Genomic DNA, 25,243 nt, shown 5'->3' with positions numbered 1-25,243 from the left:
GGGTCGCCGAGGTCGGCGTGCGGTGCGGAGCTCATACGTGGTCCTCCTGCCGTGCCAGCCGTTCGAGATGGTCCGCCGCCGCGGTCGCGCCACCGGCCGCACGGAAGGCGGCGGAGATCGTGGCCGCCGCGGCCCGTACCTGCTGCTCGCCCAGTACGGTGTCCAGCGCCGCCCCGATGGCCGCGGCACCGGCCCGCCCGAAGCGGATCCGGACGCCCGCTCCGGCGCCCGCCACCTGTGCGGCGATCACCGGTTGGTCGTCCCGGATGGGCGCCACCACCAGGGGCACCCCGTGCCACAGCGCCTCGCACACGGTGTTGTGGCCCCCGTGGCAGACCACCGCGGCGGCATGCTCCAGGAGGTCGAGTTGCGGAATCACGGGCAGCGCGATGACGTCCGGATCGCCGGTCCGTTCGCCGAGCACCCCCTCCGGGTCGGCCACCACCGCCTGCACCCGCCCGGCCCGGGCCCGTACCGCGCCCGCCGCCTCGGTGAGGAATCGGCCGCCGACGCCGGCGTTCGCGGTCCCGAGCGTCACCAGCACCAGGGACCGGCGGGGATCGAGCCGGTGCCAGGGGAACGCGGCGGGGCGGGGCCGGGCGGCCAGTGAGGGGCCGATCCAGCGGATCCGGTCGCCACCGCGCAGGGCGGGCCCGGCCAGTTCGGGGGTGCTGAAGGCGAGTACGAGGTGCGGGGAGAACCGTGGGTCGCAGGTGCCGCCCGGGCGTCCTATCCGTTTCCGCAGGTCGCTCAGCAGCATGTCGTTCCAGGCGGCGACCCGCGGCATCGAGGCGAGCGCATCCGCGAACTCCGCGGAGGTCGTCGCCGACGTCACCCACGGCAGCCCCAGATCCTCGGCCACCAGAGCTCCGGCGAGCGCCTGCTGGTCGGCGACGACGACGTCCGGCCGGAAGGCGCCGATCGCCTGTCCCACTCCCGGCGCCATCGCCTCGGCGAGCGGGACCAGGAAGCGTTCCCACAGGAAGCGCAGGGCCTCGGGGCCGCGCAGGTCCGGCGGCCGGACGGCGCGCGGCGCACCCTCGCCGGGACCGGCCTCGCCGAGCCCGCCTGGAACGCCCGTCCCGCCTGGAACGCCCATCCCGCCCGGCGGGCACGGATGGACCACGGCATCCGGTCCGGCCAGGCGGCGTACCAGCGCGGGTTCGCCCGCCCAGGCCACGCGGTGCCCGCGGACGGTGAGCGCGGACGCCACTCCGACGAGCGGGTTGACGTGTCCGACCAGCGGCGGCACGACGAACAGGAAGGAGCTCACCGGGAGCGCACCTCCGGCCCGGCCGCGACCGGTGTCCTCGCCGGTTGCGGCGGGACCACACGGGCGACCCAGTCCAGGACCGCTTCCCGCACCCGCCCGGGCGCCTCCACCAGCACCGAGTGCCGCAGGCCCGGCACCAGCTCGGTGGTGCAGCGCGGCAGGAGTTCACGCAGCCGCGGAGCCTGTTCGGCCAGGTCGGACTCGGCGCCGTAGAGCGCGAGGACGGGGCAGCGGATGGAGCGGATCTGCGCGTCGTCGAGCACGGGGCTCGCCGGGATGTCCCGGGCCAGGGTGGTGTCCCGCACCAGCCGCCCGGCGGACTTCGCCAGGCGGGCGGTGTGGCCGCCGTGATGGGTGGCGATCCAGTCGAGGGCGGCGCTCTCGTTGACGCTCATCTCGTGGCGGACCCGCTCCAGCAGCCGGGCGAGCTTGACCGCCCAGGCGGCGGTGGCGGGTTCCGACTCGACGACCACGAGGCTCGCCACCCTCTCCGGGTGCCGGCGGGCGTACGCGAAGGCGACCGTCCCGCCGTACGAATTGCCCACCAGGTGCACCGGTCCGGTCACACCGAGACCGGCGAGCACCGCGTCCAGGTCGTCGGTGAAGGCGTCGAGGCCGTATCCGGATGCGGGACGCCCGCTGCGGCCGTGGCCCCGGTGGTCGTACATCACCACGTCCAGCCCGGCGGCGGCGAAGGCCGGGGCCACGGTGAAGTAGTAGCTGGCGAGGCTGTCGGTGAGCAGCCCGTGGACCAGTACCACGGTGGCTGGTGCCGGACCGCCGCCCGCGGGTGCGAGACGCTGCACGTGCAGCCGGATCCGGCCGGTGTCGAGGACGCTCACGGCCGGCTCCCGTCCGCGGCCTTCAGGCACACGCAGATGTGCTCGACCAGCCGGCCCACGTCCAGCTCGATGATCTCCTCCAGGTCCATGCCGGCCACGAACTCGGCGAAGTTCACCGCACGGCCGTAGCGTTCCTCCAGCAGCCCGGCGAGCGCCACCAGGTCGATGCTCTCGAGTTCGAGGTCGCTCCCGAAGCGGGTCCGCATCGTGACCTCGCCCTCCTCCCCTTCGTATCCCTCCAGCACCTGGCGGATCATGGCGGTCAGGTCGGCGAGCACCTCCGCCTCGTCGGTGCCTTCGCAGCCTGCGGGCCGGCTGGTCGTCACAACAGGTCCCCCTCGTCACGGTCGGAGCCCCGACCCGGCGGTTCCGGGTCCGGGCCGGTCGTCCACGCCACGACGTACGCGCGCGGTGGCAGTCCCGGCGGGTTGGCGACCTCCACGCAGTCGACCCGGTACACGCGGACCGGGGTGCCCGGAGGAACCGGGGAGTCCCGGCTGTCCCGGGCGTCCGGTGGATCGGGGGACTGCGGTGTGCCCGGCCGGTGGACGTGGACCGTCAGCCGGCCCGCGTCCGCGGCCGTCACCGCGATGTCCCTCGGGCGGCCACCGAAGCCTGTGCCCTCCGCCTTGGCGACGGCTTCCTTGGCCGCCCAGAACCGGGTGAACCACAGCTCCGGCGCCTCGCCGGAGCGTGCCCGGCAAGCCGTCAGCAGTTCGCGCTCTGCCGGGCCGAGCGCGGTGGCCACGGTCGCCTCCGCCGGCACGGTGATCTCCTCGATGTCGATGCCCGGCCCGGGCCGGCCCGTCTGCGCACCCTCCCCGCCCGGCCGCGCCGGTGGACGCGCAGTGCGGGCCAGCGCGACACCCGCCTCGGCGCGGTGCGCCAGCGACACCTCCAGCGGCGGCAGCGTACGACCGTGCCGCCCGGTGACCCGGGGCCGTCCCGACGGCTCGTTGTCCACGAGGAGTTCGGCGGGGAAGACGGGCCCCTCCCCGGCATCCCACAGCAGACGGCGCACGGCGTCCTTGGCGGCGATCCGGCCCAGCAGCCACTGCCGGCGGCCGCGCGGCGGCCTCGCGGCGTAGGCGGCACGCTCGGGTCCGCCCAGCGCGTTGCGCATGATCAGCTCCCGGGAGGCCAGATCGGGCCAGCGCTCGAACACCAGCGACCAACCGCCCGGCCCGGGCACCGAATGGGTGTTGCGCTCGGGGAAGCGTTCCACCGGCCGGGTGTGCGGGTCGTTGTCGAAGCGGCGGTCCTGCCAGCCGGTCACCTCCGCCCACACCCGGCCGGACACGGTGAGCACCGCGTCGGCCTCCAGAGCCGTGTCCGTGAGGGAGACGATCCGCACCAGGCAGTCCACCGGTGTGCCGGGCAGCGGGGCCGGGCCGAAGAACCGCATGCGCCGCATCCGCACCGGGAAGACCACGGTCCGGTCGGTGCGGGTCGCCATGATCCAGTAACCGAGGACCTGGCCGACGTTGTCCAGCAGCGCACCCGGCGCGGGCGGTGCGGTGAGGGTGGCGCGCACGTGCCGTTCCCCGATCGCGGTGAGCCGGCTGATGCCCTGGAAGGCGGGGCCGTGGAACATCCAGCGCTCGCGGTAGATCTGCTCGGCGGTGTGGTCCGGCACCCGCTCGGAAGCGTGGTCCGGTGGTGCGGGCGGCAGCGGGGCCGTGGGGTGGCGGGCGGCCAGTTCCACGACGGCACGCGCCTGCGGACCGAACGACACCCCCACCCGGTCCGGCCCTCGCGGGGTGACGGTGACCGGGACGTCCACCGGTTCGGACGCCGTCAGCCACCGGTCGAAGCACGCGTCGTGCACCGCCACGGCCACCTGCCCGGGTACGGCACGCTCCGCCGCCGCCATCAGGTGCGCCACGATCGTCGTGGCCGGCACCACCGGCCACCGGTCCGCGACATCCGGCCAGTCCGGCCGCTGCGGGAAGAAGCAGTGGTCCAGCAGGTAGGGCATGTGTTCCACCGAGACCCGCACCGTCTCGTGCCGCGCGGGGCCGCCGGGGTCGGCTCCCGGCTGCCGCGGCCCGCACTCCGGACGGACGGTGAGCCCACGCCCCGGTTCCGGCTCCGGCGGTGTCCCCGGCAGTGACGCCGGTGGACGCGCGGGCGGTCGTACGGGCGCGCCCGGTGCACTGGTACCGGATGGCGGTGCGGCCGGAAAGGACGGCTGCCCGGGCGAGGGCGGTGCTCCCGGCAGTCGTCCGTGCGCGGCGGGCACAGGGGCCCGTGCAGGCCGTGGGGCGGGTGCGTGCGCCGGAGGGCGTACGGGCCGGGCCGGGCGGGCGGCGGCGAGCAGTGCGGCGGCGGTGTGCGCGGCCTGTGCGGCCTCCTTCAGAAGAGCCGACAACTCCACTGCCACGGGTCCGGCGGCCGCCGGTACCTGCCCGGGTCCGGCCGAAGCGACGCCGGCCGCAAGGGCGTCGGCCGCACGGACATCGCCCGTACGAGCGTCATCCGGAGTGATGCCGGCCGGAGTGATGCCGGCCGGAGTGACGTCGGCCGAGGTTCCCTCGGCGACCGGGTGAGCAGCCACGGGCATCGCGGTGCCCGGCGTGGTGTCCACAGCGGTGGGGGAGGGGTGCGGGGTCAGGGAGGGACGGGCCGATGGCGGCAGGGTCACCAGCGCGCCGCCGAGGTCCAGCCGGACCGGTCGCCCGGGCCGACGCCCGGCGGGGCCGGCGTGCTCGGCGACGCGCCCGGACGCGGCCGGCCCGTCGACGGCCCCGGGGTCGGTGGTGGCGCCGGCCGTCCACAGGGCGGTGGCCGCTCGGCGGAGCTGGTCGAGCCCACCGCGCTGAGGGGAGTTGGCGGCGACCACCAGGTGGTCCCGCCCGGCCAGCGCATCACCCACCAGCGAGCCGAGCTGCCCGGGCCCCGCCTGGACGAAGACGCGGAACCCCGCCTCGTACAGCGCCCCGGTCAGCACGCGGAACCGGACGGGTTCGAGCAGGTGGCGTACGAACAGCTCCCGGATCCCCGCCTCGTCGGCCGGGAACGGCGCCCCGGTGGTCCCCGACCAGACCGGGGTGTGCGGGGCGCGCAGCGGCAGCCGTTCGGCGGCGTCCCGGAACGGCCCGAGACACGGGGCGAGCATCGGGGTGTGGAAGCCGGAGCGGAACGGCAGCGTGCGGACCAGCACGCCTTCGGCGCGCAGCGCGGCGGCGAACCGTTCCACCGCCGCGGGCGGCCCGCACACCATGGACTGGTGAGGCGCGTTGTCGTGCGAAACCACCACACCCGGGTGGTCTCCGGCGGCCAGCCGCCCGGCCACCCGGTCGGCGTGCGCGCCGACCGCCGCGTACGCGAGGTCGGCCGCCCGGACCGTCTCGGGGTCGAGGGCGGCCATGAAGGCGTCCACCGCCTCCTCCTCGTACAGCCCGCCGGCGGCCATCGCCGTCCACTCGCCGACGCTGTGTCCGGCGACCGCGTCCGGGACGACGCCGATGCGGCGCAGCGCGGCGTCCATCAGGCGGCCGACGGCGACGACACCGAGCCCGTGCCGGCCCAGCCCGCCGGGACCCCCGCCCGGCCCGCGGGGGCCGGCCGGGCCATCGGGGCCGCCGGGATCACTCGGACCGCCGGGACCGCGACCGCCCGGCCGCCCGCCGCCCGGAGCCGGGGCGGACGCGTCAGGCGGCCGGGGCAGGCCGAACCGGTCGGCGACGTCGTCGACCCGGGGCGCGAACTCGGCCTCCAGACCGGGGAACAGGAAGACCGTCCTGCCGGCCTCGGGCGCACCCTCGCCGAGCAGCGGGTACGGCCGGAACCACACATCCCCGCGCCCGTGCCAGGGCTCGCCCTTGGCGACGGCCCGCCGGGCGAGGGCGAGCCGCTTGGGGGTGGGGCCGACGATGCCCAGCCGTACCGGCCCGGCGCCCGCGCCGTCGGCGGGGCCCCCGCCTGCCGGGCCCGGGGCCCCCGACGCTGCGTGCTCGTCGAGAAGGCCGACAAGGGAGTCGGGCGTCGACGCGGCCAGCAGCAGGACCCGCTCCGGCTCGTCGACCACCGCCCGCGCCTCCACCGCCCGCGCCTCCGCCGCCCGTGGTGCGGGCGGCGGAGGCGCAGCGGGGACGGCGGCCGGTGCGTCGCCCGGGACCCGCGGGGCCTGTTCGAGGACGACGTGCGCGTTGATCCCGCCGAATCCGAACGCGTTGACCGCCGCCCGGCGCGGCCCGCCGTCCGCCCCGGACTCCCAGGAAGCCGCCTGCGCGAGCGGACGGAAGCGGGTCCCCGCCAGCGCGGGATGCGGGTCCTCGCAGTGCAGGGTCGGCAGCAGCACACCGTGGTGGACGGCCAGCGCCGCCTTGACGAGCCCGGCGACCCCCGCCGCGGGCATGGCATGCCCGATCATGGACTTCACCGACCCGATCACGGCCCGGTGCGCCGGCGATCCGGTGTCCGCCGGCCCGAACACCTCCCGTACGGTGGCCAGTTCGGCGGCGTCGCCGGCCGGGGTGGCCGTGCCGTGGGCCTCCAGCATCCCCAGGGAGCCGGGCGCCGCGGGATCCAGGCCGGCGGCACGCCAGGCCGCCCGTACCGCTCGTGTCTGCCCGGCCGGGTCGGGGTTCACCAGGCCGGACGTACGGCCGTCGCTGCTGACCCCGGTACCACGGATCACGGCGTACACCCGGTCGCCGTCGCGTTCCGCGTCGGCGAGGCGCTTGAGCACCACCACACCGGTGCCCTCGCCGATGAGGAGTCCGTCGGCGCCGCGGTGGAAAGGGCGGATCCGCTCGGTGGGGGAGAGGGCGCGCAACTGCGAGAAGACGCTCCACAGCGTGATGTCGTGGCAGTGGTGCACACCTCCCGCCAGCATCAGATCGCACCGCCCGGACGCCAGCGCGGCGACCGCCTGGTCCACGGCCAGCAGCGACGACGCGCATGCGGCGTCGACCGTGTAGGCGGGACCCCGGAGGTCCAGGCGGTTGGCGACCCGGGAGGCGGCGAGGTTGGGCACCAGCCCGATGGCGTCCTCCGGCCGGTCGGGGCCCAGGCGTTCGGTGAACGCCGCCCGGACCCGTTCCAGTTGCTCCGGATCCAGGCCGGGCACCAGCTCGCCGAGGGTGTGCACCAGCTGACGGGCGGTGCGGACCCGCTGGTCGAGGCGGACCAGGCCGGGGGTGAGGTAACCGCCGCGCCCGAGGACGATCCCGATGCGGTCGCGCTCGGGCAGCCGGCCGGTGCCGCCCGCGTCGGCCAGCGCGTTCGCAGCCACGTGGAGCGCGATCAGCTGGTCCGGCTCGGTGCCGGGCACGGAGCGGGGCATGACGCCCAGTCCGGTGACGTCCACCTCCGCGACGGCGTCCACGAACCCGCCGCGCCGGCAGTAGACGCGGTCGGCCACCGCCGGCTCCGGGGCGCTGCCGGGGTGGTAGTACGCGGCGTCCCAGCGTCCCGGTGGGACCTCGCCGATGACGTCCACGCCCGCGCACAGGTTGCGCCAGTACGAGGCGAGGTCGGGCGCGCCCGGCAGCAGCACGGCCATACCGGTGATCGCGACGGGTACGGAGGGGGCGCCACCGCCGTACGGGGGGCGGGTCACCCTCACCACTCCGAGGCGGTCAGGACGACGGCCCGCTCCGCCGGATCGCCCCAGGCCAGTTCCCGCAGCAGGGCCAGGGCTCCTTCCTCCGGATCGATGAGACGGACGCCGCGACGGGCATAGTGCCGGGCCAGCTCCGGGCCGACCATGCCGCCGTGGGCCGCGGAGGGGGCCCACGGTCCCCAGTGCACGGTCAGCGCCCGCCGTCCTGTGCGGGCGGCCCAGGCGGCGCCGTACGCCTCCAGCGCGTCGTTGGCCGCCGCGTAGTCGGACTGGCCCCGGTTGCCGAGAACCGCCGCGATGCTGCCGAACAGGACGACGAAGGAGGGGCGTTCGCCCTCCGGCAGCTGGTCCACCGCCGCGAGCAGCGCGGCCGCGCTCTCCGTCTTGGTGCCGTGGACGCGGCGGAAGGAGGCCTCCGGCTTGTCCTCGATCAGCCGGTCCTCGATGACTCCGGCCGCGTGGATCACCCCGTCGACGCGGCCGTGTTCCGCGTGGATCTCCTTGACGGCCTGAAGTACGGCGGCCGCGTCCCGGCAGTCGGTGCTGCGGTACCCGGCCCGGCCGCCGGCGGCCCGTACGGCGTCGAGCGTCGCGGCGACCTCGCGCTGGGCCAGGACCAGGCCGGCGGCACGGTCGACCGCGGCGGCTGAGGAACGGCGGCCGGTACGGGCCAGCACGCCCCGCAGGGCGGCGCGGTCGCGCGCGGCGGCGGTCGCCGGGTCCTCGGGACCGGTGGGCACGGGGGTACGGCCGAGGAGCTCGATCCGGCAACGGGCGGCGGCCGCCAGCACGGCCACGCACCGTGCGGTGATCCCACGGGCCCCGCCGACGACGACCACGACGCTGTCGCGGTCCAGCCCCATGGCCTCCGCCTCGGCGGCGCCTTCGCCGGCCGGCCCGGCCCCGGCCGCGGCGAGCGGGCCGAGCGGCGCCTCGGCGAGCGCCGGCGCGAACCGTCCGGCGGGCGTACGCACGACGACGGGTTCGGTGCCGCCCGCGGCCAGTTCCTCCAGCAGCGCGTCCGCGGCACGGGCCGGCCCGGGCGCACCACCCGGATCCAGCGCGACGCAGCGCACGGTGACGTCGGGGTACTCGCGGGCGGCGGAACGCAGCAGCCCGTCCGTGCCGGCCGCCCGCGCCCCGTACCCCGCCTCCCGGACGACCAGCAGGCGCCGCGGGGCACCCCGCAGGGCGGCTCGTACGACGGCGAAGCCGGCGGGCAGGAACGGCGGCCCGCCGTCGTCGCCCAGTGCGCTCAGCACGACGACACCGTCCGGCGGGCCGTCCGCCACCGTCGTGCGGTCCGTGGCCGTCACCGGTGGGAGCCCCGTTTCCGCCATCACCGCCTGCGCGCCGCGCGCGAGCAGCAGCGCCCGCAGGTGCGCGGCGGTCCCGCGCCAGGCCCCGGCACCGTCGCCGAGCAGCACCCACCGTGTGCCGGCGAGGTCCGCTGCCGAACCGGCCGTGCGCGCCAGCGCCGCCCGCACCACCCGGTACCGCCGGGGGGCGGCCACGACCGGCTCCACCGGCCCGTCGGGTTCCACTGCCGGGGCCGCCGGCGCGGGGGTTCCACCGCGCCCTGCGTCGGTGGCAGCACCGGGGGTGCCGCCGGCCGAGGGGTCCGGAGTACCGGCCGCGTCCGTGCGGGGTGCCGGCCCGGTCGATCCGGTCTCCGTCGCTTCGGTACCCGTCCTTTCGGTCGCCGTCCCTTCGGGCCCTGGGGCCCGGCTGCCGACGGGGTCCGAGGCGTCCGGAGCGGGGAAGGCATTGCTCTCGAAGGAGGGTGGGACGTGGCCCTGAGGCGTGGCGGGCGGGGCGGCCGGGACGTCGGGAAGGGCCGGGTGCACCGCCGCGCCGGGGCCCGACGCCCGGTCCACCAGCCACCGGGCGATCTCGGACGCGGTTCGCGCCCGCGTCAGTTCCTCCAGCTCCGCATCGTCCAGTGCCGCCGGCACGGGGCCGCCCGAGCCGCCGAGGCGACGCGCGAGTTCGCCCGCGATCTCGGCGCGTTTGATGGAGTCCACGCTCAGGTCGGCTTCCAGGTCGAGCCCCGGCTCCACCATGTCCAGGGGGTAGCCGGTCCGTTCGCTGATCAGCTCCAGGACCGCCCGCACCACCGTTTCCTCGGTGAACTCCGTCCTCGCGGAGGGGTGCGGCGCCGGCGCGGACGCCTCCGGCGCATCGCCTCCCGGGACGGGCTCCGCGCGAGCGTGCGGCGGTTCACGGTCCGGATGCGCACTGCCCTCATGCACGTCGTCCTCATGGTCCTCATGCACGCCGTTCCGGCCGGTGCCCGCCGGCTGGGCGCTCACCGCGGGCGCACCGTACGCCGCCGGCGCCGCGAGGCCCGCTGTGCCGGCGCCGGCGGCCGCCAGCCCAGGCCCGTACTCGGGCACCGGCACGGGACCGCCGGGAACCGCTGCGCCCGGTACGCCGCCGAAGTACGCGAGCAGCACGTCGCGCTGTGCGGCGATCATCTCCCGGCTGCTGCGCAGGAACTCGGCGATCAGCGCGTCCTGCGCGCCGGAGGGCGCCTCATCGGGGTTCGTCGTCACGGGTGCCTCCACGACTCGTCGGGCCGGCGCGAGGGCGCCGGGAAGCGGCTCGCCGGACGCGGTACGGACGATGTGTCCGTCCACCGTCCAGCCGGGCGTGCGCGGGGCGGCCGCGAGGTCGATGTCCACGGCGTCCCGCCCGCGGAACATCCAGTCGCAGACCACCGGAAGTCCGGCGACCGCCAGCCGGGCCAGTGCGTCGAGGAAACCAGCCAGACCGCTCCCGGCGTGCGGTTCGCAGGCGACGACCCGGTGCGGCCGGTCGCCCAGGACGTCCGCGACGAGCCGGGTCAGCACCCGTCCGGGACCCACCTCGACGAAGGTCCGGGCCCCGGCGCCGTACATCGCCTCGATCTGCGCCGCGAACCGCACCGGCGCTCCTATCTGCGCGGCGAGTTCCTCGCGCACCGCCCGGGGACCGGCCCCGTAGGGGCGGGCGGTGCGGTTGGCCCACACCTCGAACTCCGCTTCCCGTAACGGCTGTCGCGCCAGGACCCGGCCGAAGGCCGGCCCGGCCGCGGCCACTACCGGACTGTGGAAGGCGCACGCCACCGGCAGCCGCTTCACACCCAGCCCGGCCTCCCGCAGCCGTCGCACCGCTGCCTCGACCGCGAGCGTCGGTCCCGACAGGACGCTCTGCCGCGGCGCGTTGTGGTTGGCGACCACCACCCCGTCCGGCAGCGGCGGACCGCCCAGCACGCACCCGATGTCCTCCGGCGGGGCGGCCACCGCCGCCATCGCGCCGGGGTCGTCACCGGCCGCGTCCAGGATGGCCGCGGCGCGGGCGGAACTCAGCCGCGGCAGCGCCTCGGCCTCGATGACACCTGCGGCGCACAGGGCGACCAGCTCGCCGTAGCTGTGGCCGCCGGCCATGTCGGGCCGGATCCCGCAGCGGGTGAGCAGTTCGTACGCCGCAAGCTCCACCATGCCCAGGGCGGGCTGCGCGGCCCGCGTGTCGGTGAGCGCCCGCCGCGCCTCCTCCCGGGCGGCCTCGTCGAAGGCGGCGGGCGGGTACAGCGCCCCGACCGCCCGGCCGTCCGCGTCGGCAGCGAGCAGCCGGCCGAGTCCGGGAAAGGTGGTGAAGAGGTGGGCGGACATCCCGGGCCGCTGACTGCCCTGTCCGGGGAAGAGGAACGCGGTACGCCCGGCGCCCTCGTCCCCTTCGGCCGCCCGGTGCAGCCTGCCGCCGGCACCCGTGGAGGTGCCCGGACCCGGGCCGGCGCCCGCCCCGCGACCGGCCCCCGCACCCGGGCCGGCGCCCGCCCCGGAACTCACCCCCGCCCCGGAGCTCACCCCCGTGCCCGGATCCGCCCCGCCGTCCGCCTCGACCGCGGCCCGCAGCAGCCGGCACAGTTCCTCGGTGTCCGAGGCCACCAAGGCGATCCGGACGGACCCGCGGGCCCGCGCGGCGCGGTGGGACGCGGTGGCGGCCAGGTCGCGCAGCCGCCACGGGGCCTCACCGGCGGCGGCCGCGGTGGCCAGGTCCAGCAGTCCCGCGGCGGCGCGCCGGGCGGCCGCCGGATCGGTCCCGCGGAACAGGAACAGCTCAGCAGGCCACGCGTCCCGGGCGTGCGCCGGCGGCGGCCCGTCCCCGGCATGGGCGGCGAGCACCGCGTGGAAGTTGGTGCCGCCGAAGCCGAACGCGCTCAGCCCCGCGTACCGCCGCTCCGGGGCCGCCGGCCACGGCAGCGCCTCCCGGTGGAAGACGAAGGGCCCGGCGCCGGCCCCCCAGGCGGCGTTCGGCCGCTCCAGGTGCAGGGTGGGCGGCCGGACCCCGGTGTACAGGGCGAGTGCGGTCTTGATCAGCCCGGCCAGCCCCGCCGCGCACTTCGTGTGCCCGATCTGGGACTTCACCGAGCCCAGCACGCAACTCCCGCCGCGGGCACCCGCTTCGGTGAAGACGGCCGTGAGCACGCCCAGTTCGGTGCGGTCGCCGACGACCGTCCCGGTGCCGTGCGCCTCCACCAGACCGACCTCGGCGGGGGAGACCCCGGCGCCCCGGTAGGCACGTTCCAGGGCCGCGCGCTGGCCCTCCGGCCGGGGCGCGGTCAGCCCCAGGGAGCGGCCGTCGCTGGACGCCCCGACTGCCTTGATCACCGCGTACACCCGGTCCCCGTCGCGCTCGGCGTCGGCGAGACGTTTGAGGACGACGCAGGCGACTCCCTCCCCGAGGGCGATGCCGTCGGCGGCCTCGTCGAAGGCGCGGGACCGGCCGGTCGGGGACAGCGCGTGCACGGAGGTGAAGAGCGCGTAGTCGTTGATGCCGTTGTGCAGGTCCGCGCCGCCGCACAGCATCATGTCGCTGGTGCCGAGGACGAGCTCCTTGCATGCCACGTCCAGGGCGGCCAGCGAGGAGGCGCAGGCGGCGTCCACCGTGTAATTGGGGCCACGGAGGTCCAGCCGGTTGGCCACGCGGCCGGCGACGACGTTGGCGAGCATGCCGGGGAAGGTGTCCTCGGTGAGCCGGGGAAGCTGCTCGTCCAGCCCGGTGGGCACCTGCCCGTAGTAGGAGGGCAGCACGGCCCGCAGCGTGGTGGCGTTGGACAGGTCGCTGCCGGCCTCGGTGCCGAACACCACCCCGGTCCGCGCGCGGTCGAAGGCGCGGCCGTCCTCGCCGTAGCCGGCGTCCTCCAGGGCGCGCCGGGACGCTTCGAGCGCGAGCAACTGCACCGGCTCGATGCTGCCCAGGGACGCCGGCGGAATGCCGTACCGCAGCGGATCGAAGGGGATGCGCGGCAGGAACCCGCCCCATCTGGACGCGCTGGCCGCGCCCGTGCCGTCCGGGCCGGGGGAGCAGTGCACGGAGGGGTCCCAGCGCTCCGGGGCCACTTCGGTGACGGCGTCGCGGCCGTCCAGCACCTGCGCCCAGAAGGAAGCCAGGTCCGGAGCCTGCGGGAACATGCAGGCCATGCCGACGACGGCCACGTCCAGCGGTGCGGCCGCCCGGGTGGAGGGCCCGGCACCGGCCGGGTCCTGCCGGGCCCGCAGGGCGGCGCGCCGCCGGTCCAGGAAGGCGGCTGCCCCCTCGGTGACGGACGCGTGCAGCGCGGCGACGGTGGTGGTGGCATCGCGCAGCACCGCCACCTGGCCGGCCATGAACATCCCCTCGGCGTACTGCCGTTCCTCGTCCACCGGGACCAGGGCGCCGGCACCGGTACGCTCGACGCCCTTGCTCGCCAGCCTCAGCCGGCCCACGTTGAGGCGCTCCAGCCGCTCCCAGACCTCCCGGTCGGGAACGCCCTGCGCGCGCAGGCCCGCCGCCAGGTCCCGGAAGCCCTCGCTGAACGGGCTCGGTACGCACCGCGTGGCATGCCCGGGGGCCGTGCGCAGCAACGCCGTGCCGTCGGCCGCCAGCACCTGCCGCTGGAACAGGGGCCGTACGGCGCCGTGGGCGACGGCCTCCCGGGTGAACAGGTAGGCGGTGCCCATCAGCATGCCGACCGCGCACCCTCGGGCGGTGAGCGGCGCGGCCAGGGCCGCCACCATGGCGGCGGAGCGGGCGTCGTGCACGCCGCCCGCGAAGAACACCTCGATGTCCGGCGCGGCGCCGGGATCCTCATGCAGGTGGTCGAGCAGGACGCCGGTCTGCGCCTCCCACAGGGGGAAGCTGTTGCGCGGCCCGACGTGGCCCCCGCACTCGGCGCCCTCGAAGACGAACCGGCGCGCGCCCTGCCCGAGGTACTGGCGCAACAGCCCGGGGGAGGGTACGTGCAGGAAGGTGCGGATGCCGTCCGCCTCCAGGGCGCGGGCCTGCGAGGGCCGGCCCCCGGCGATGACGGCGTGGCTGGGCCGGTGCGCGCGCACCGCGTCGAGCTGTGCCGCACGGGTCTCCTCCGGCGCGAAGCCGAGGATGCCCACCCCCCAGGGGCGGCCCTCGAGTGTCGTGGCCGCCTCGGTGAGCAGGGTCCCGGCCTGTTCCCGGCCGGCGAGCGCCAGGGCGAGGAAGGGCAGGGCTCCGCCGTCGGAGACGGCGCGGGCGAAGTCAGCCCCGTCGCTGACCCGGGTCATCGGGCCCTGGGCGACCGGCAGCGGGGTGCCGAGCGCCCGGCTCATGGGCGACCCGGCACCAAGACTCCGGGCGGCGGTGTCGTCCTCGGTCGCCGCCCGGATCGCTTCGGTGACGGCGCGGACGGCACCGGCCGCGTCCCGGTGGCGGTCGGCGAAGTGCGCGGCGAGGAAGGCGTCCTGGCCGGCCGGCAGCAACTGGGTGTCCGGGTCGCGCCCGCCGAGCAGGCCGGCGACCTGGTCCGCGGCCGGGTCGGTGACCGGCGGGGCGCCGGGGCCACGGCGGCGCAGGAAGCGGTGGCCGCCGAGCACCGTGGTCTCGGAGCCGTCCATGGACCGCAGGACGGCGGCGACGGACGCGGGGAGCGCCGACTCCGCGAGGAGGGCCAGCTGGGTGTCGAGCACCACTCCAGCGGCGCCGCCGACGACGGCGGCGGCGGCCGTGCCCGGCGCGATGCCCCCGCAGGCCCACACGGGGGGCCCGTCGGGGCCGGTGGCGTCGAGGATCCGCTGCAGCAGCACGAACGTACTCAGGTCCCCGATCCGGCCGCCGCATTCGCTGCCCCGGGCGACGAGGCCGTGCGCGCCGTCGCGCAGGGCGTCCCGCGCTTCCGCCAGGTCGGTGATCTCGGCCAGCACCTGCACACCGGGCGGCAGGTCACCGGCCCGCAATCCGTCCCCGGCCAGGAGTACGGTGCGGGGCCCGCCGGGCCCGCCGAGCAGGCCGGCCGCGTCCCCGGCGCGTAATCGGCACCGCGGACCGATCCGCACGCCGTACCGCCCGGGCAGCCACCGACGCAGGTCGCGGAGGGCTTCTCGGGCGGCCCGGTCACCGGACCCGAGGTCCAGGACGCCGAGTCCGCCGCCGCGGGTGACGGCGGCCGCGAGGCGGGCGTCGGGCTCGCCGAAGGGGGTCAGTCCGATGACAGGATTCAGGACGTGCGCTGCCGACGTCATAATTCTCCGAATGTGCGATGGCGTTGCCCGGAGGGGGGGTATTCCGGCCATAACAAAGGCCGCGGGAAGCACAAGGTCGCGCGGGCCCGGAACGGGAATTCGGGCCTTTCGGTGAACGTAGCGAAAGTAGCGGGAAGTTACTGAGGGGTCAACGCTACGTTCCTGATCCGAGGGTGGCGGTGCGGAAGTGGCCGCCCGGGGTGCGGATCCCGAGCCGGAAAAGCGGACGCTCAGCGGGGGAATGTCGCGTACGGCTTCCCAGGTAATGAACGGCGTGAATTCGCTGTCCCGGAGCGGGCGCGGAAGAGCCGGAAAGTACTGGTCAGTAGCGTCATGAATGCCCGTTGTGGCTGCCGCGTGCCGGCCCCCCGGTGTCCGATTCGAGTCACGCACATTTCAGGCCGAACGCGGAACGGGCCGCCCCGGCCGCACGGGCCGGCGCGGTGCTCGACGCAGCCCGCACCGCGCCCCGCGCGTTCCTTCCGGTGCCCGAGAAGCGGCGGGCCCGACCGCCCCCCGCCGTCGCCGCCTCGTCCCGTCCGGCTGTACCGGTCACGCACGGCCGGTCCGTCCGGCGCCTGTGCGGTGTACGGATACGGCCGCCGCACCGGGCCGCATGGGCCATCTGTCGGTGGTGCGGCGAGGAGCCCGATGCACCACCGCGCGCCGGGTCGTCCGCCTTGCCCTACCCCTCGGTGGCGGGAAGAGTCGGCGCCCGGCACCGGACAGGTGCGGCATCGGGGCGACAGGCGTCCCGGAAGGGAAGGCAAGCATGCGACGATCACGCCTCAGAGCATGGCTCGTGGCGGTGGCCTCGACGGTCCTGGCCGCGGGAGTGACACTGGGCCCGGGGCAGCCGGCCGCGGCAGACCCCGCGGGGGTACAACGCACCCTCGACTGGGAGCAGTCGTCCGACCGGACGCTCCCCAGCGCGGCCCCTCCCCAGTTCATCAAGCAGTGGGCAACGGAGTACGGGGCGACGAACGCCACCGGTCCCGCGCGGGACGGCTCCTACGCGGCACGCTTCGAGTTACGCAAGACCGATCCGGTCGTCTCCAGCAGCAAGCGCGCGGAGATATCGCAGCGCGACGAGCAACCCGTGGGCGCGGAGCGGTGGTACGGATTCAGCATCAATCTGGCGACGACGTGGGCCCACGACACGTCGGCCGAGATCGTGAGCCAGTGGCATCAATGCGACGTCGGCTGCCCCGGAGGTTCACCTCCCTTGGCCCTGCTCACCGACGAAGGGCGCTGGAAGATCGACTTCCGTGGCCAGTTCATCGATCTGGGTCCGTACACCACCGGTGTCTGGGTCGACTGGGTCTTCCATGTGACCTGGCGTACGGACAGCACCGGTCTGCTGCAGGTGTGGAAGAACGGCGAGCGAGTCGTCCACCGGGCGGGCGTCGCCACCCACGGCGGGGGACCGAAATCCCCGTACTTCAAGTTCGGCATCTACAAGTGGGACTGGAACACCGGAGCTCCCTCCAGCGTCACCCAGCGAGTGCTGCACCACGACGCCCTGCGCCTCGGTGACGAACGCGCCACCTACAAGGACGTCGCACCTCAGCGGACCTGCACGCGCGCGGCGGCGGTGGCCTCGGCGTCCGCCACGACGTACGAGCCGTCCAGCCCGCCGGCCAACGCCATCGACGGCGACCTGACCACCCGCTGGTCCGGACAGGGCTTCGGCGCCGCACTGATCCTGGACACCGGTGCGGTCCGCCAGCTGTGCGGCGCGACGGTGGCCTGGCACCGGGGCAACCTCCGCTGGAACGACTACACCATCCACGCGTCGCAGGACGGCGTCTCCTACACCAAGGTGTGGGAAGGCCGCAGCTCGGGCACGACGACGGCGCCCGAGACCGTGCTGTTCACCGCGGGCTCCCTGGACGCCCGCCACCTCAAGATCTCGTTCTGGGCGAACCCCGAGAACGACTGGGCCAGCATCACGGAAGCCGGAGCGCTGGGGCTCTGAGCCGGACGGCCCGCCGGCGCCGACGGTGAGCATCGACGGCGCTCGCCGGGCCTGAACGCCGCCGAACCGCCGGTGCGGTCGCGCAGTTCCGGGGGCCTCACCGGCGGGTCCTTCTCCTCGGGAACCTTCGAGGCCGAGCCACGGGCAGTCCCCGGGTGCCCGGACCGAGGCGTCCAGCTGCGCGGTGTGCGCGTGCTCAACTGCCAGGGTTCCGGTTCGTTCTCGGGCATCATCGCCGGCTTCGACTGGGTCCGGCAGAACGCCGTCAAGCCCGCCGTCGCCAACGCCTCGCTGGGCGGCGGCTACTCAGCGGCCCTGAACAACGCGGCCACCGCACTCGCCAACTCCGGGGTGCACCTCGCCGTAGCGGCGGGCAACGAGAACCAGGACGCCTGCAACGTGTCCCCGGCGAGCGCGTCGGGCACCATCACGGTGGCCGCGTCCGACTCCGCCGACCGCAAGGCGAGCTCCAGCAACTACGGCAGCTGCACCGACCTCTACGCCCCGGGGTGAGCATCACCTCGGCGCGGGCCGGCAGCGGTTCCACCTCGTCGAGCGGCACCTCCATGGCCTCGCCGCACGTCTCCGGCGTGGCGGCCCTCTACAAGTCGGTCCACGGCGACGCGTCCAGCGCCACCGTCAACAACTGGCTGACCAGCAACAGCACCACCAGCGTGATCACCGGCAACATCAGCGGCACACCGAACCGCCAGCTGTTCACGCCCTCGACGGCCGTCGGCCCCACCTTGCACGGGCGCCTCGGCCGCCCGGCGTCGGCGGCAACCGCGGAGAGGGACGGTGCGACGACCGAACCGCGGCACCGCCCACCGCCGGGCGGAGGGGTCCGAGCACGCATGCCACCGTCGAACCTCTGACCTCTATCGCCACCGTTCGCCACCCTTCCGGACGGACCCCGCGGCTCACGAGGATGATCCAGCGTTCCCGGGCCGGATCGTTCGTGCCGGCCTACCGGCTCGGCGCGCCCGCACGCGAGCGGCCGCGCGCCGCCCTGTCGCAGGAGGTTCTTGTGTGGAATCCAGTGTGGATGCGGAGCGTCGAATGGCTGGCGGCGGCGGCGGCCGACCCCGTGGCGTGCAGGAAGCAGTGGCGGGGAGACCCCGGAACGGCGCTGCTGGAGGCCGGACGCTACTGGAACGTCCTCAGTACGCCCGAGGACCGGGGCTGGCTCGCCCTCGAGGCCCTGTGGTGCGACCGGACAACACCGCCCGGCCCCACCCTGCTGGACCGCAAGGCACGGAGAATCGGGTTCTTCCTGCCACCGGACAACGACGAATGGTTCGGGTCCGGCCTGCGGTACGCCAGCAGCAGCAGCTGGGTGGCCGTGCCGCCCCCCTACCGGGAAGCGGGACACCTGGAATGGATCATCCCGCCGGACGGCAAGGGAACTCTGCACTCGTCCGACGACCTCGAGGCCGCCCTGCGCGCAGCCGCCACCACACAGGTGTTATGGGCAGCCGCCCTGGGCGAGGAGTGACGGTCGACACCGGCTACGTCCCACCGCGGGCCGGAGCTGTTGCGGTCGGGCGACTGTTCTTCTGCGCGCCGGCTTCCGTGCGAAGGTCCGTCGCCCGTCGAGCACTTCCCCGTATGGGGGTGGGTCCGTCGGCCCCGGCCTTTCGTGATGCCGCGGACCCGGGCCCGGAACCGACGCCGCATGCGTACGCGGCACCCGCCCCGGACCCGGACCCGTACCTGGCCGGTCCGGGCCCCGCTTCTCAGACCGCGATCGCGTTCAGCGCTGCCGGTGAGACCGTCGGAGAGGTCGTCGGCGCGGCCTGGGCCCCGTACTCGGCCCAGGCCCGCGCCAGTCTGCCCACCGCCTCCGACAACAGGTCCGGAGGCAGCAGGAAGTGCAGCCGCAGGCAGCGCGTGCTCCCGCCCAGTGCGTCCATCGTGGCGCCCGGCAGCACCGCCACACCATGCCGGAGCGCCACCTGGGCGAAGGCGACGCCGTCGCCGTACGGGAGGCTCACCCAGATCGTCTGGCCGCCCTCGGCCGGCGGGCAGCTCCACGAGGGGAGCAGCCGCGCCAGCTCGGCCCGCAGGTGGTCGTGGCCGGCGCGCAGCATCCGCGCCCGGGCCGCCACGATCGGCGCGAAACCGTCCAGCAGCCGTGTGGCCACGTGCTGCGCCGCCACGTCCGACCCGAGGTCGTGGATGGCCTTCAGCCGGGCCAGCCGCGCGATCAGCGGTGCCGTGCCACGCACCCAACCGATCCGCAGTCCGCCCCACACGGCCTTGCTGAGTGAGCCGATCCCGATCACGTCCCCGTAGCAGGACAGCGACGGCGGCGGCATCCGGGGCTCGAACGCGAGGTCGGCCAGCACCTCGTCGTCCACCAGCGGCACACCGAGCCTGTTCGCCGCCTCGACGAGCCGCCGGCCGGCCAGCGGGGGAAGCACCGATCCGGTCGGGTTGTGGAACCGGGGGACCACATAGGCCAGAGCGGGCCGGTGATCCTCCATCACCGTGACCGCCTCCGCCACGTCCACCCCGTCCGGCCCCACCGCCACCGGGTGCGCGACGGCCGCCGCCTCCCGGAACAGGTCCAGCGCCCCCGGATACGTCGGCGCCTCGACCAGTACCCCGTCCCCGGGCGCGACCAGCAGCCGGGTCACGAGCGAAAGGCCCTGCTGCGCACCCGTGGTGACCAGGACCTGCTCGGGACCGGTCGGGACGCCCCGGGCGGCGTACCGTTGCGCGATCGCCTCCCGCAGAGCAGGAAGCCCCGCCGGGTGGTAGCCCAGGTCCCCGGCCGGGAGGGTCATCGTGCGGTACGCCTCCGTGAGTTCGGGCGGCGGGTCCAGCGGGGCCGCGCAGCTCATCAGGATCACGTCGTCGGGTGTCTCCAGCAGATGCAGGAAGAGAGGGTTGGACGTCTCCCGCACGCGAGGTCCGGGTGGGAGCGCGGCGGGCGCGACGCGCGTCCCGCTGCCCTGCCGCCGTACCAGCCGGCCTTCCTGACGCAGTGTGTCGTACGCCGCCACGACCGTCGTCCGGCCCACCGCGAGGGCAGCGGCGAGCCGCCGGTCGGGCGGCAGCAGGACACCCGGAGCCAGCAGCCCCTCGTCGATCAACTGCCGGAAACGGGCGGCGAGCAGGAGATACAGCGGTCCCCGCCCGGCCGACCAGCGGCCGAGACGGGCGACGAGTTCGTCCAGAGGCAGAGGAATTGGTTTCATCGCCGGACCAATCTGCCGCGATTGGTCCTGTGACCGCAAGCGGACCGCCCGTTCACTGGGATCCATGAGCGACGACACCGCAGCACTGCGACCCGAGACCCTCGCCGTCCACCCTCCCCAGGTACGGATCACCGGCAGCACACCCCTGGGCGTCCCCCTCCACCAGGGGCACGTCTTCGCCTTCGACAGCGCCGACGCGATGGCCGACGCCTTCCACTCGCCCGACACCTTCGTCTACAGCCGCCTCGGCAACCCCACCGTCCGCGCCCTGGAGGACGCCGTCACCCGCCTCGAAGGGGGAGCCGCCGCCCTCTCCTACGCCTCCGGCATGGGCGCCATCAGCGGCCTCCTGCTCGGACTGCTCTCCGCCGGGGACCATGTCATCGCGCAGCGCTGCCTCTACGGCGGCACCTACGCGACACTCACCGACCTCGCCGCGCGCTGGGGCATCGAGGTCACGTACGTTTCCGGGACCGACCCCGAGGAGACACGGCGAGCCGTGCGGCCCGAGACGCGGCTGCTCTACCTGGAGACCATCGCCAACCCCACCACCCGGGTCTCCGACCTGCCCGCCCTGATCGCCGTCGCCGCCGAAGCCGGCATTCCCAGCGCCGTCGACAACACCTTCGCCTCGCCACTGCTGTGCAGGCCGATCGAGCACGGCGCGGACGTCGTGATCCACTCGGCGACCAAGTACATGGCCGGACATGCCGACGTCCTCGGCGGGATCGCGGTCTTCAAGGACGCCGAGCTGTACGGCCGCATCCGCCACCACGCCATCGAACAGGGCGCCATCACCGACCCGTTCGCCGCCTGGCTGACCCTGCGGGGCCTGCAGACGATGCCGCTGCGCATCGAGCGGCAGAGCGCGAGTGCCCTCGACCTGGCCGGCCGGCTGGCCGCGCACCCGGCGGTCGCGGCTGTCCGCCACCCGGCGCTGGCGGCGCACCCCGACCACGCCATCGCACGCCGGTTGCTGCCGAAGGGCGGCGGCGGAGTCATCTCCTTCGACCTCGCGGGCGGGCGCGAGGCGGGCCGCGCCTTCATCGAGGCGGTCCGCCTGGCATCCCTGACCGCCTCGCTCGGCGACGTGAAGACCCTGGTGATGCACTCGGCCTCCACCTCCCACCGCCAGCTCGACCCCGCCGCCCTCGACGCGGCCGGCATCGGCCCCGGGACGGTACGGATGTCCGTGGGCATCGAGCACGTCGAGGACCTGTGGGCGGACCTGGAACAGGCGCTGGAGCAGGCGGCGGCGCGGACTCCGTAACGGGCGCCGGCCGGCGCGGCGACGCCGCTCGGCCGACCGCCCGGCCGCCCAGGGCCGCGGGCCGACCGACGGGCCGCCCAGGGGCGCGGGCCGGGCCCCGGCCCGACTTCCTCCACCGTCCGTTACTCCCTCCTCCGGACCAACCCGGTCGGCTCGTGGAGATCCACGACAACCTTCTCGACCGCATCACCGAGGCCCAGCGGGAGGCTGACTCGGAGAATCGAAGGCCTCCGCGTCAGCCTCGCCGGCGCCCGTGGCCTTCTTCTGCTCGGACCGCAATACCGTGCCAGGTTCTTACTGCGTCCGGCCGCTGAGTCGCAGCGGCTGCCCGTCCCGGCGGCATAGGTGGCCTGATCGACTCCGGGGAGAACGGCGGCACGCGATGACGGCCGCCCTCCCCGCCGGCGAACCGAACGGCGTTGCCCCTAGAGGGGCACGTTCCGGGGTTGGGGGGTGTTGACCGCGAACCGGTGCGGGGACCATCGGAGGAGCCGTCCGAGCTGAGCCCCCTCAACACCCTCACTCGGTACGCGCGGATCGCGACCGCTGCGTTCCGGCCTGCCACGTGAACGAACTCGCAAGCGTGACGGGACGTTGGCAGGATGGCAGGCAGGACCGAGAGGCCCGCACCCCGCGGGGCCACCCTGTGTCTCACCCAGAGGAATGCGGTGGACGACGTAACTCAGCACACGACCACGACCGACACGACCTCCAGGGACTCCGGTAGAGAGGAACCCGCGTTCCGCCTCGACGGCCTGCACAAGGTCTTCGGTGACTACACGGCGGCGGACCACGTGGAACTCGCCGTCCGGCCCGGCTCCTTCTACGGACTGGTGGGACCGAACGGAGCGGGCAAGACCACCACCCTCTCGATGGCCGTCGGCCTGCTCCGGCCCGACGCGGGCACGGCCAGGGTCCACGGCGTCGACGTCTGGGGGGAGCCGCTGAAGGCGCGCCGCCTGCTGGGCGTCCTGCCCGACGGGCTGGCCATGCCCGAGCGGCTCACCGGCCGGGAACTGCTCACCCACCTCGGCCAGTTACACGGCATCGACGCCATCGAGGCGGACCGGCGCGCCGACGAGCTGCTCGCCGTGATGGAACTCGACGGCTCCGCCGAACGCACCCTGGTGGTCGACTACTCCACCGGCATGCGCAAGAAGATCGGCCTCGCCACGGCCCTGCTGCACGCACCCAGGATGCTGGTGCTCGACGAGCCGTTCGAGGCGGTCGACCCGGTCTCCGCCGCCACCATCAAGCAGATCCTGCGGCGGTTCGTCGACGGCGGCGGCTCCGTTCTGATCTCCAGCCACGTCATGGCACTCGTCGAACAACTCTGCGACACCGTCGGCGTGATGGCCCGCGGCCGCGTCGTCGCCGAGGGACCGCTGGACGACGTGCGGGGCAGCCGCTCGCTGGAGGAGACCTTCGTCGAGCTGGTCGGCGTGACCATCGGCGGCGGGGAGGGACTGTCGTGGTTGGCGTCCTGATCCGGATGAAACTGGCCGTGCTGCGCCACAGCACGTCCGACACGAAGATGGCGCTGAGCGGCCTCGGCTGGGCCGCCGGGAGCTGCCTCGCCGTCACCACCGTCATCCTGGCGTTCCTCGACTTCTCCCAGCCGCGGATGCTGACGGACGTGCTCGCGGTCACCTTCGCGCTGTGGGCACTGGGCTGGATCGTCGGCCCGATCTTCGCAGGCGAACCCGCCCTCAACGGGGAGCACTTCCACCGGCAGCCGATCCCGCGCCGCACCCTCACCACGGGGCTGCTGGCCGCCGCGCTGGTCTCCGTCACCACGGCGATCACCGTGCTGGCGCTCGGAGCGACGATCGCCTTCGCGGCCCGGCTGAGCTGGCAGGCCGTCGTGGTGTCGGTGCCCGCCGTGGTGCTGCCCCTGCTCTTCATGGTGATCCTGTCCCGGGTGGTCACCCTGCTGTTCCGGGCACTGGCCCGGTCCCGTATCGGCGGCGCCATCACCGCGACCGTCACCGCCGCGATCGTCTCCCTGTGCTCCTTCTCCTGGGTGCTGTTCATCGGGGTCTACCTGCTCCTCGAGTACGGTTTCCCGCCCGCCTTCTCCACCGTGGTGCGAGCGCTGCCCTCCAGCTGGGGCCTGCTCGCCGTCGAGGCGGCGGGCCGCGGCGACTGGCTCTGGGCGGTGGGGCCGCTGGCCGCCCTGGCCGTGCTCGTGGCGGCGCTGTTCGCCGCGTGGAGCGCGCTCATCGGACCGCAGCGGCTGGCCCGTCCCGTCGTCCGCGGCTCCTGCGCGCAGGCCGCCGCACGGCGTCCGCGGCTGTTCCGCGGCGACGTGGGGACGATCTGCCTCAAGGAGCTGCGCACCTGGTGGCGCGATCCGATACGCACCCAGAGCATCGTGCTCGGCCCGGCCTTCGCGGTCATCACCGCGCTGTTCCCGCTGATCTTCGACTTCACCGCCGCGTTCCCGTTCGTCGGCGCGGCTGGCGCGCTCATGGCCGCGGCGACCTGCGCCAACCTCTACGGACAGGACGGCACCGCGCTCTGGCTGACCCTGACGGTGCCCGGGAAGGAGAGGGCCGACGTCCGCGCACGCCAGCTCGCCTGGCTGATCGTCTTCGGCCCGCTCACCCTGCTGCTGACGCTCGCCGGAACACTCGTCCACGGCGACCCCGACCTGCTGCCCTGGGCGCTCGCGGGCAACATCGCCGCCCTCGGCGGCGGTTCCGGCCTGCTGATCTGGGCCTCCGTCGCGGTCCTGGTGCCCGGCCCGGACCCGCGCAAGAGCAAGAACTCGCCGATGGACCACGGCGATGTCACCGGCCAGTCCTTCCTGATGTTCTTCCTGGTCGCGCTGGCCGTGGGCCCCACCCTCGGGGTCGCCTGGGCGGGCCACGCCCTGGAGCGGCCCGCGCTGCTGTGGGCGAGCCTCCCGGTCGCCTTGCTCACGGGTGTGCTCAGCCATGTGCTGCTCGGCTCGGTGGCGGCACGGAAGCTCCGGGACCAGGGGCCGGAGCTGCTGCACCTGATGCGCTCGGGCGCACCGTCGTCGACGGCCACCCCCGAGGAGGGGGTCGGCAAGTCCCCGTTCGAGACGATGTCCGCCCAGCGCCAGACGCTGATGTGGACGGCGATGGCCGTCGGCCTCATCGGGCTGCTCCCGCAGGGCCTGGTGCCCCTGGGCATCAAACTCAGCGGCTCCCCGGACAAGGTGTGGTTCCTCGCGCTGCACGTCTCCGACCCGTGGCAGTGGCCGGTGATCGCCGCCATGGTCCTCATCGGCGTCTCTGGCTTCTGGGCCGCCTACGGGCTCTACCGCGCCGAGAAGAGCCGCGGCCAGGCGGTGGCCGCGTGACCCGCGCCGTCCGGCAGCCCTCGCACCCCTGAACCGGCCGTGGCGCCGCCCCCTGGGCCAGGTGGTTGAGGGGCGCGGGCACCCCTCTAGGGGCGACGCCGTTCAGTCAGGCGTGGGGCTGGGCTGCCAGGGGTCGCTTGTGAGCATGTTGATGCTGATGGTGGCTTCACCCTCAGGCGGCTCGACCAGAAGTCCGGACACCGGCCTGACCCTCTACCAGGTCCTCGACGTTCTTCAGGACCTGCCGTCGGCCAGGGACT

13 protein-coding genes are annotated in these 25,243 nt (G+C 75.0%); 7 read left to right on the top strand and 6 right to left on the bottom strand.

The window, feature by feature from the left end; genetic code table 11:
* Nucleotides 1-31 precede the first annotated feature (31 nt).
* Genes IH00_RS0107210 through IH00_RS0107190 form a run of 5 tightly spaced genes read right to left on the bottom strand, consistent with a single transcriptional unit; the run spans nt 32 to nt 15,201 of the window.
* Complete coding sequence (locus tag IH00_RS0107210) at nt 32-1,273, bottom strand: glycosyltransferase (RefSeq protein WP_031070808.1); 1,242 nt, start codon at nt 1,271-1,273, stop codon at nt 32-34.
* Complete coding sequence (locus IH00_RS0107205; RefSeq protein ID WP_052411231.1) at nt 1,270-2,115, bottom strand: alpha/beta fold hydrolase; 846 nt, start codon at nt 2,113-2,115, stop codon at nt 1,270-1,272. Before IH00_RS0107205 ends, IH00_RS0107210 begins: the two co-directional genes overlap by 4 nt.
* Nucleotides 2,112-2,441, bottom strand: a complete 330-nt coding sequence (locus IH00_RS0107200) for a phosphopantetheine-binding protein (RefSeq protein ID WP_031070804.1) — start codon at nt 2,439-2,441, stop codon at nt 2,112-2,114. The genes IH00_RS0107205 and IH00_RS0107200 overlap by 4 nt, the downstream gene beginning before the upstream one ends.
* Nucleotides 2,438-7,681: a type I polyketide synthase gene (locus IH00_RS0107195; RefSeq protein ID WP_039946512.1), complete on the bottom strand. Its 5,244-nt coding sequence runs from the start codon at nt 7,679-7,681 to the stop codon at nt 2,438-2,440. The genes IH00_RS0107200 and IH00_RS0107195 overlap by 4 nt, the downstream gene beginning before the upstream one ends.
* 2 nt (nt 7,682-7,683) lie before the next feature.
* Nucleotides 7,684-15,201, bottom strand: a complete 7,518-nt coding sequence (locus tag IH00_RS0107190; RefSeq protein ID WP_031070801.1) for a type I polyketide synthase — start codon at nt 15,199-15,201, stop codon at nt 7,684-7,686.
* A gap of 772 nt (nt 15,202-15,973) precedes the next feature.
* Here IH00_RS0107190 and IH00_RS38825 point away from each other — a divergent pair.
* The 4 genes from IH00_RS38825 to IH00_RS0107175 all read left to right on the top strand — a co-directional run bounded on the left by IH00_RS38825 (nt 15,974) and on the right by IH00_RS0107175 (nt 18,674).
* The gene (locus tag IH00_RS38825) at nt 15,974-17,179 is read left to right on the top strand and encodes a heparin lyase I family protein (protein ID WP_078887605.1); all 1,206 of its coding nucleotides are present in this window, start codon (nt 15,974-15,976) and stop codon (nt 17,177-17,179) included.
* A gap of 192 nt (nt 17,180-17,371) precedes the next feature.
* Entirely contained in the window at nt 17,372-17,692 is a 321-nt protein-coding gene (locus tag IH00_RS45020) for a S8/S53 family peptidase (RefSeq protein ID WP_267882550.1), read from the top strand.
* A complete protein-coding gene (locus IH00_RS45015) occupies nt 17,689-18,054 on the top strand; it encodes a S8 family serine peptidase (RefSeq protein ID WP_267882549.1) in 366 nt (121 codons plus the stop codon). The genes IH00_RS45020 and IH00_RS45015 overlap by 4 nt, the downstream gene beginning before the upstream one ends.
* A gap of 170 nt (nt 18,055-18,224) precedes the next feature.
* On the top strand, nt 18,225-18,674 hold the full coding sequence (locus IH00_RS0107175; RefSeq protein WP_234334792.1) for a hypothetical protein: 450 nt from the start codon (nt 18,225-18,227) through the stop codon (nt 18,672-18,674).
* Nucleotides 18,675-18,915: 241 nt separating this feature from the next.
* On the opposite strand, the gene IH00_RS0107170 is transcribed toward IH00_RS0107175, so the two are convergent.
* Complete coding sequence (locus tag IH00_RS0107170) at nt 18,916-20,382, bottom strand: aminotransferase-like domain-containing protein (protein WP_031070798.1); 1,467 nt, start codon at nt 20,380-20,382, stop codon at nt 18,916-18,918.
* 64 nt (nt 20,383-20,446) lie between these two features.
* Between IH00_RS0107170 and IH00_RS0107165 the strand changes: the two genes are divergently transcribed.
* The 3 genes from IH00_RS0107165 to IH00_RS0107155 all read left to right on the top strand — a co-directional run bounded on the left by IH00_RS0107165 (nt 20,447) and on the right by IH00_RS0107155 (nt 24,983).
* Nucleotides 20,447-21,652, top strand: a complete 1,206-nt coding sequence (locus IH00_RS0107165) for a trans-sulfuration enzyme family protein (protein WP_031070796.1) — start codon at nt 20,447-20,449, stop codon at nt 21,650-21,652.
* Nucleotides 21,653-22,320: 668 nt separating this feature from the next.
* Entirely contained in the window at nt 22,321-23,139 is an 819-nt protein-coding gene (locus IH00_RS0107160) for an ABC transporter ATP-binding protein (RefSeq protein ID WP_031070794.1), read from the top strand.
* On the top strand, nt 23,124-24,983 hold the full coding sequence (locus IH00_RS0107155; RefSeq protein WP_031070791.1) for a hypothetical protein: 1,860 nt from the start codon (nt 23,124-23,126) through the stop codon (nt 24,981-24,983). The genes IH00_RS0107160 and IH00_RS0107155 overlap by 16 nt, the downstream gene beginning before the upstream one ends.
* Nucleotides 24,984-25,243: the final 260 nt, after the last annotated feature.

This window comes from Streptomyces sp. NRRL S-118, assembly GCF_000716335.1.
Taxonomy (GTDB): Bacteria; Actinomycetota; Actinomycetes; order Streptomycetales; family Streptomycetaceae; genus Streptomyces.
The sequence above is the reverse complement of the archived record's forward strand: the minus strand, read 5'-3'. Positions and strand labels throughout refer to the sequence as shown.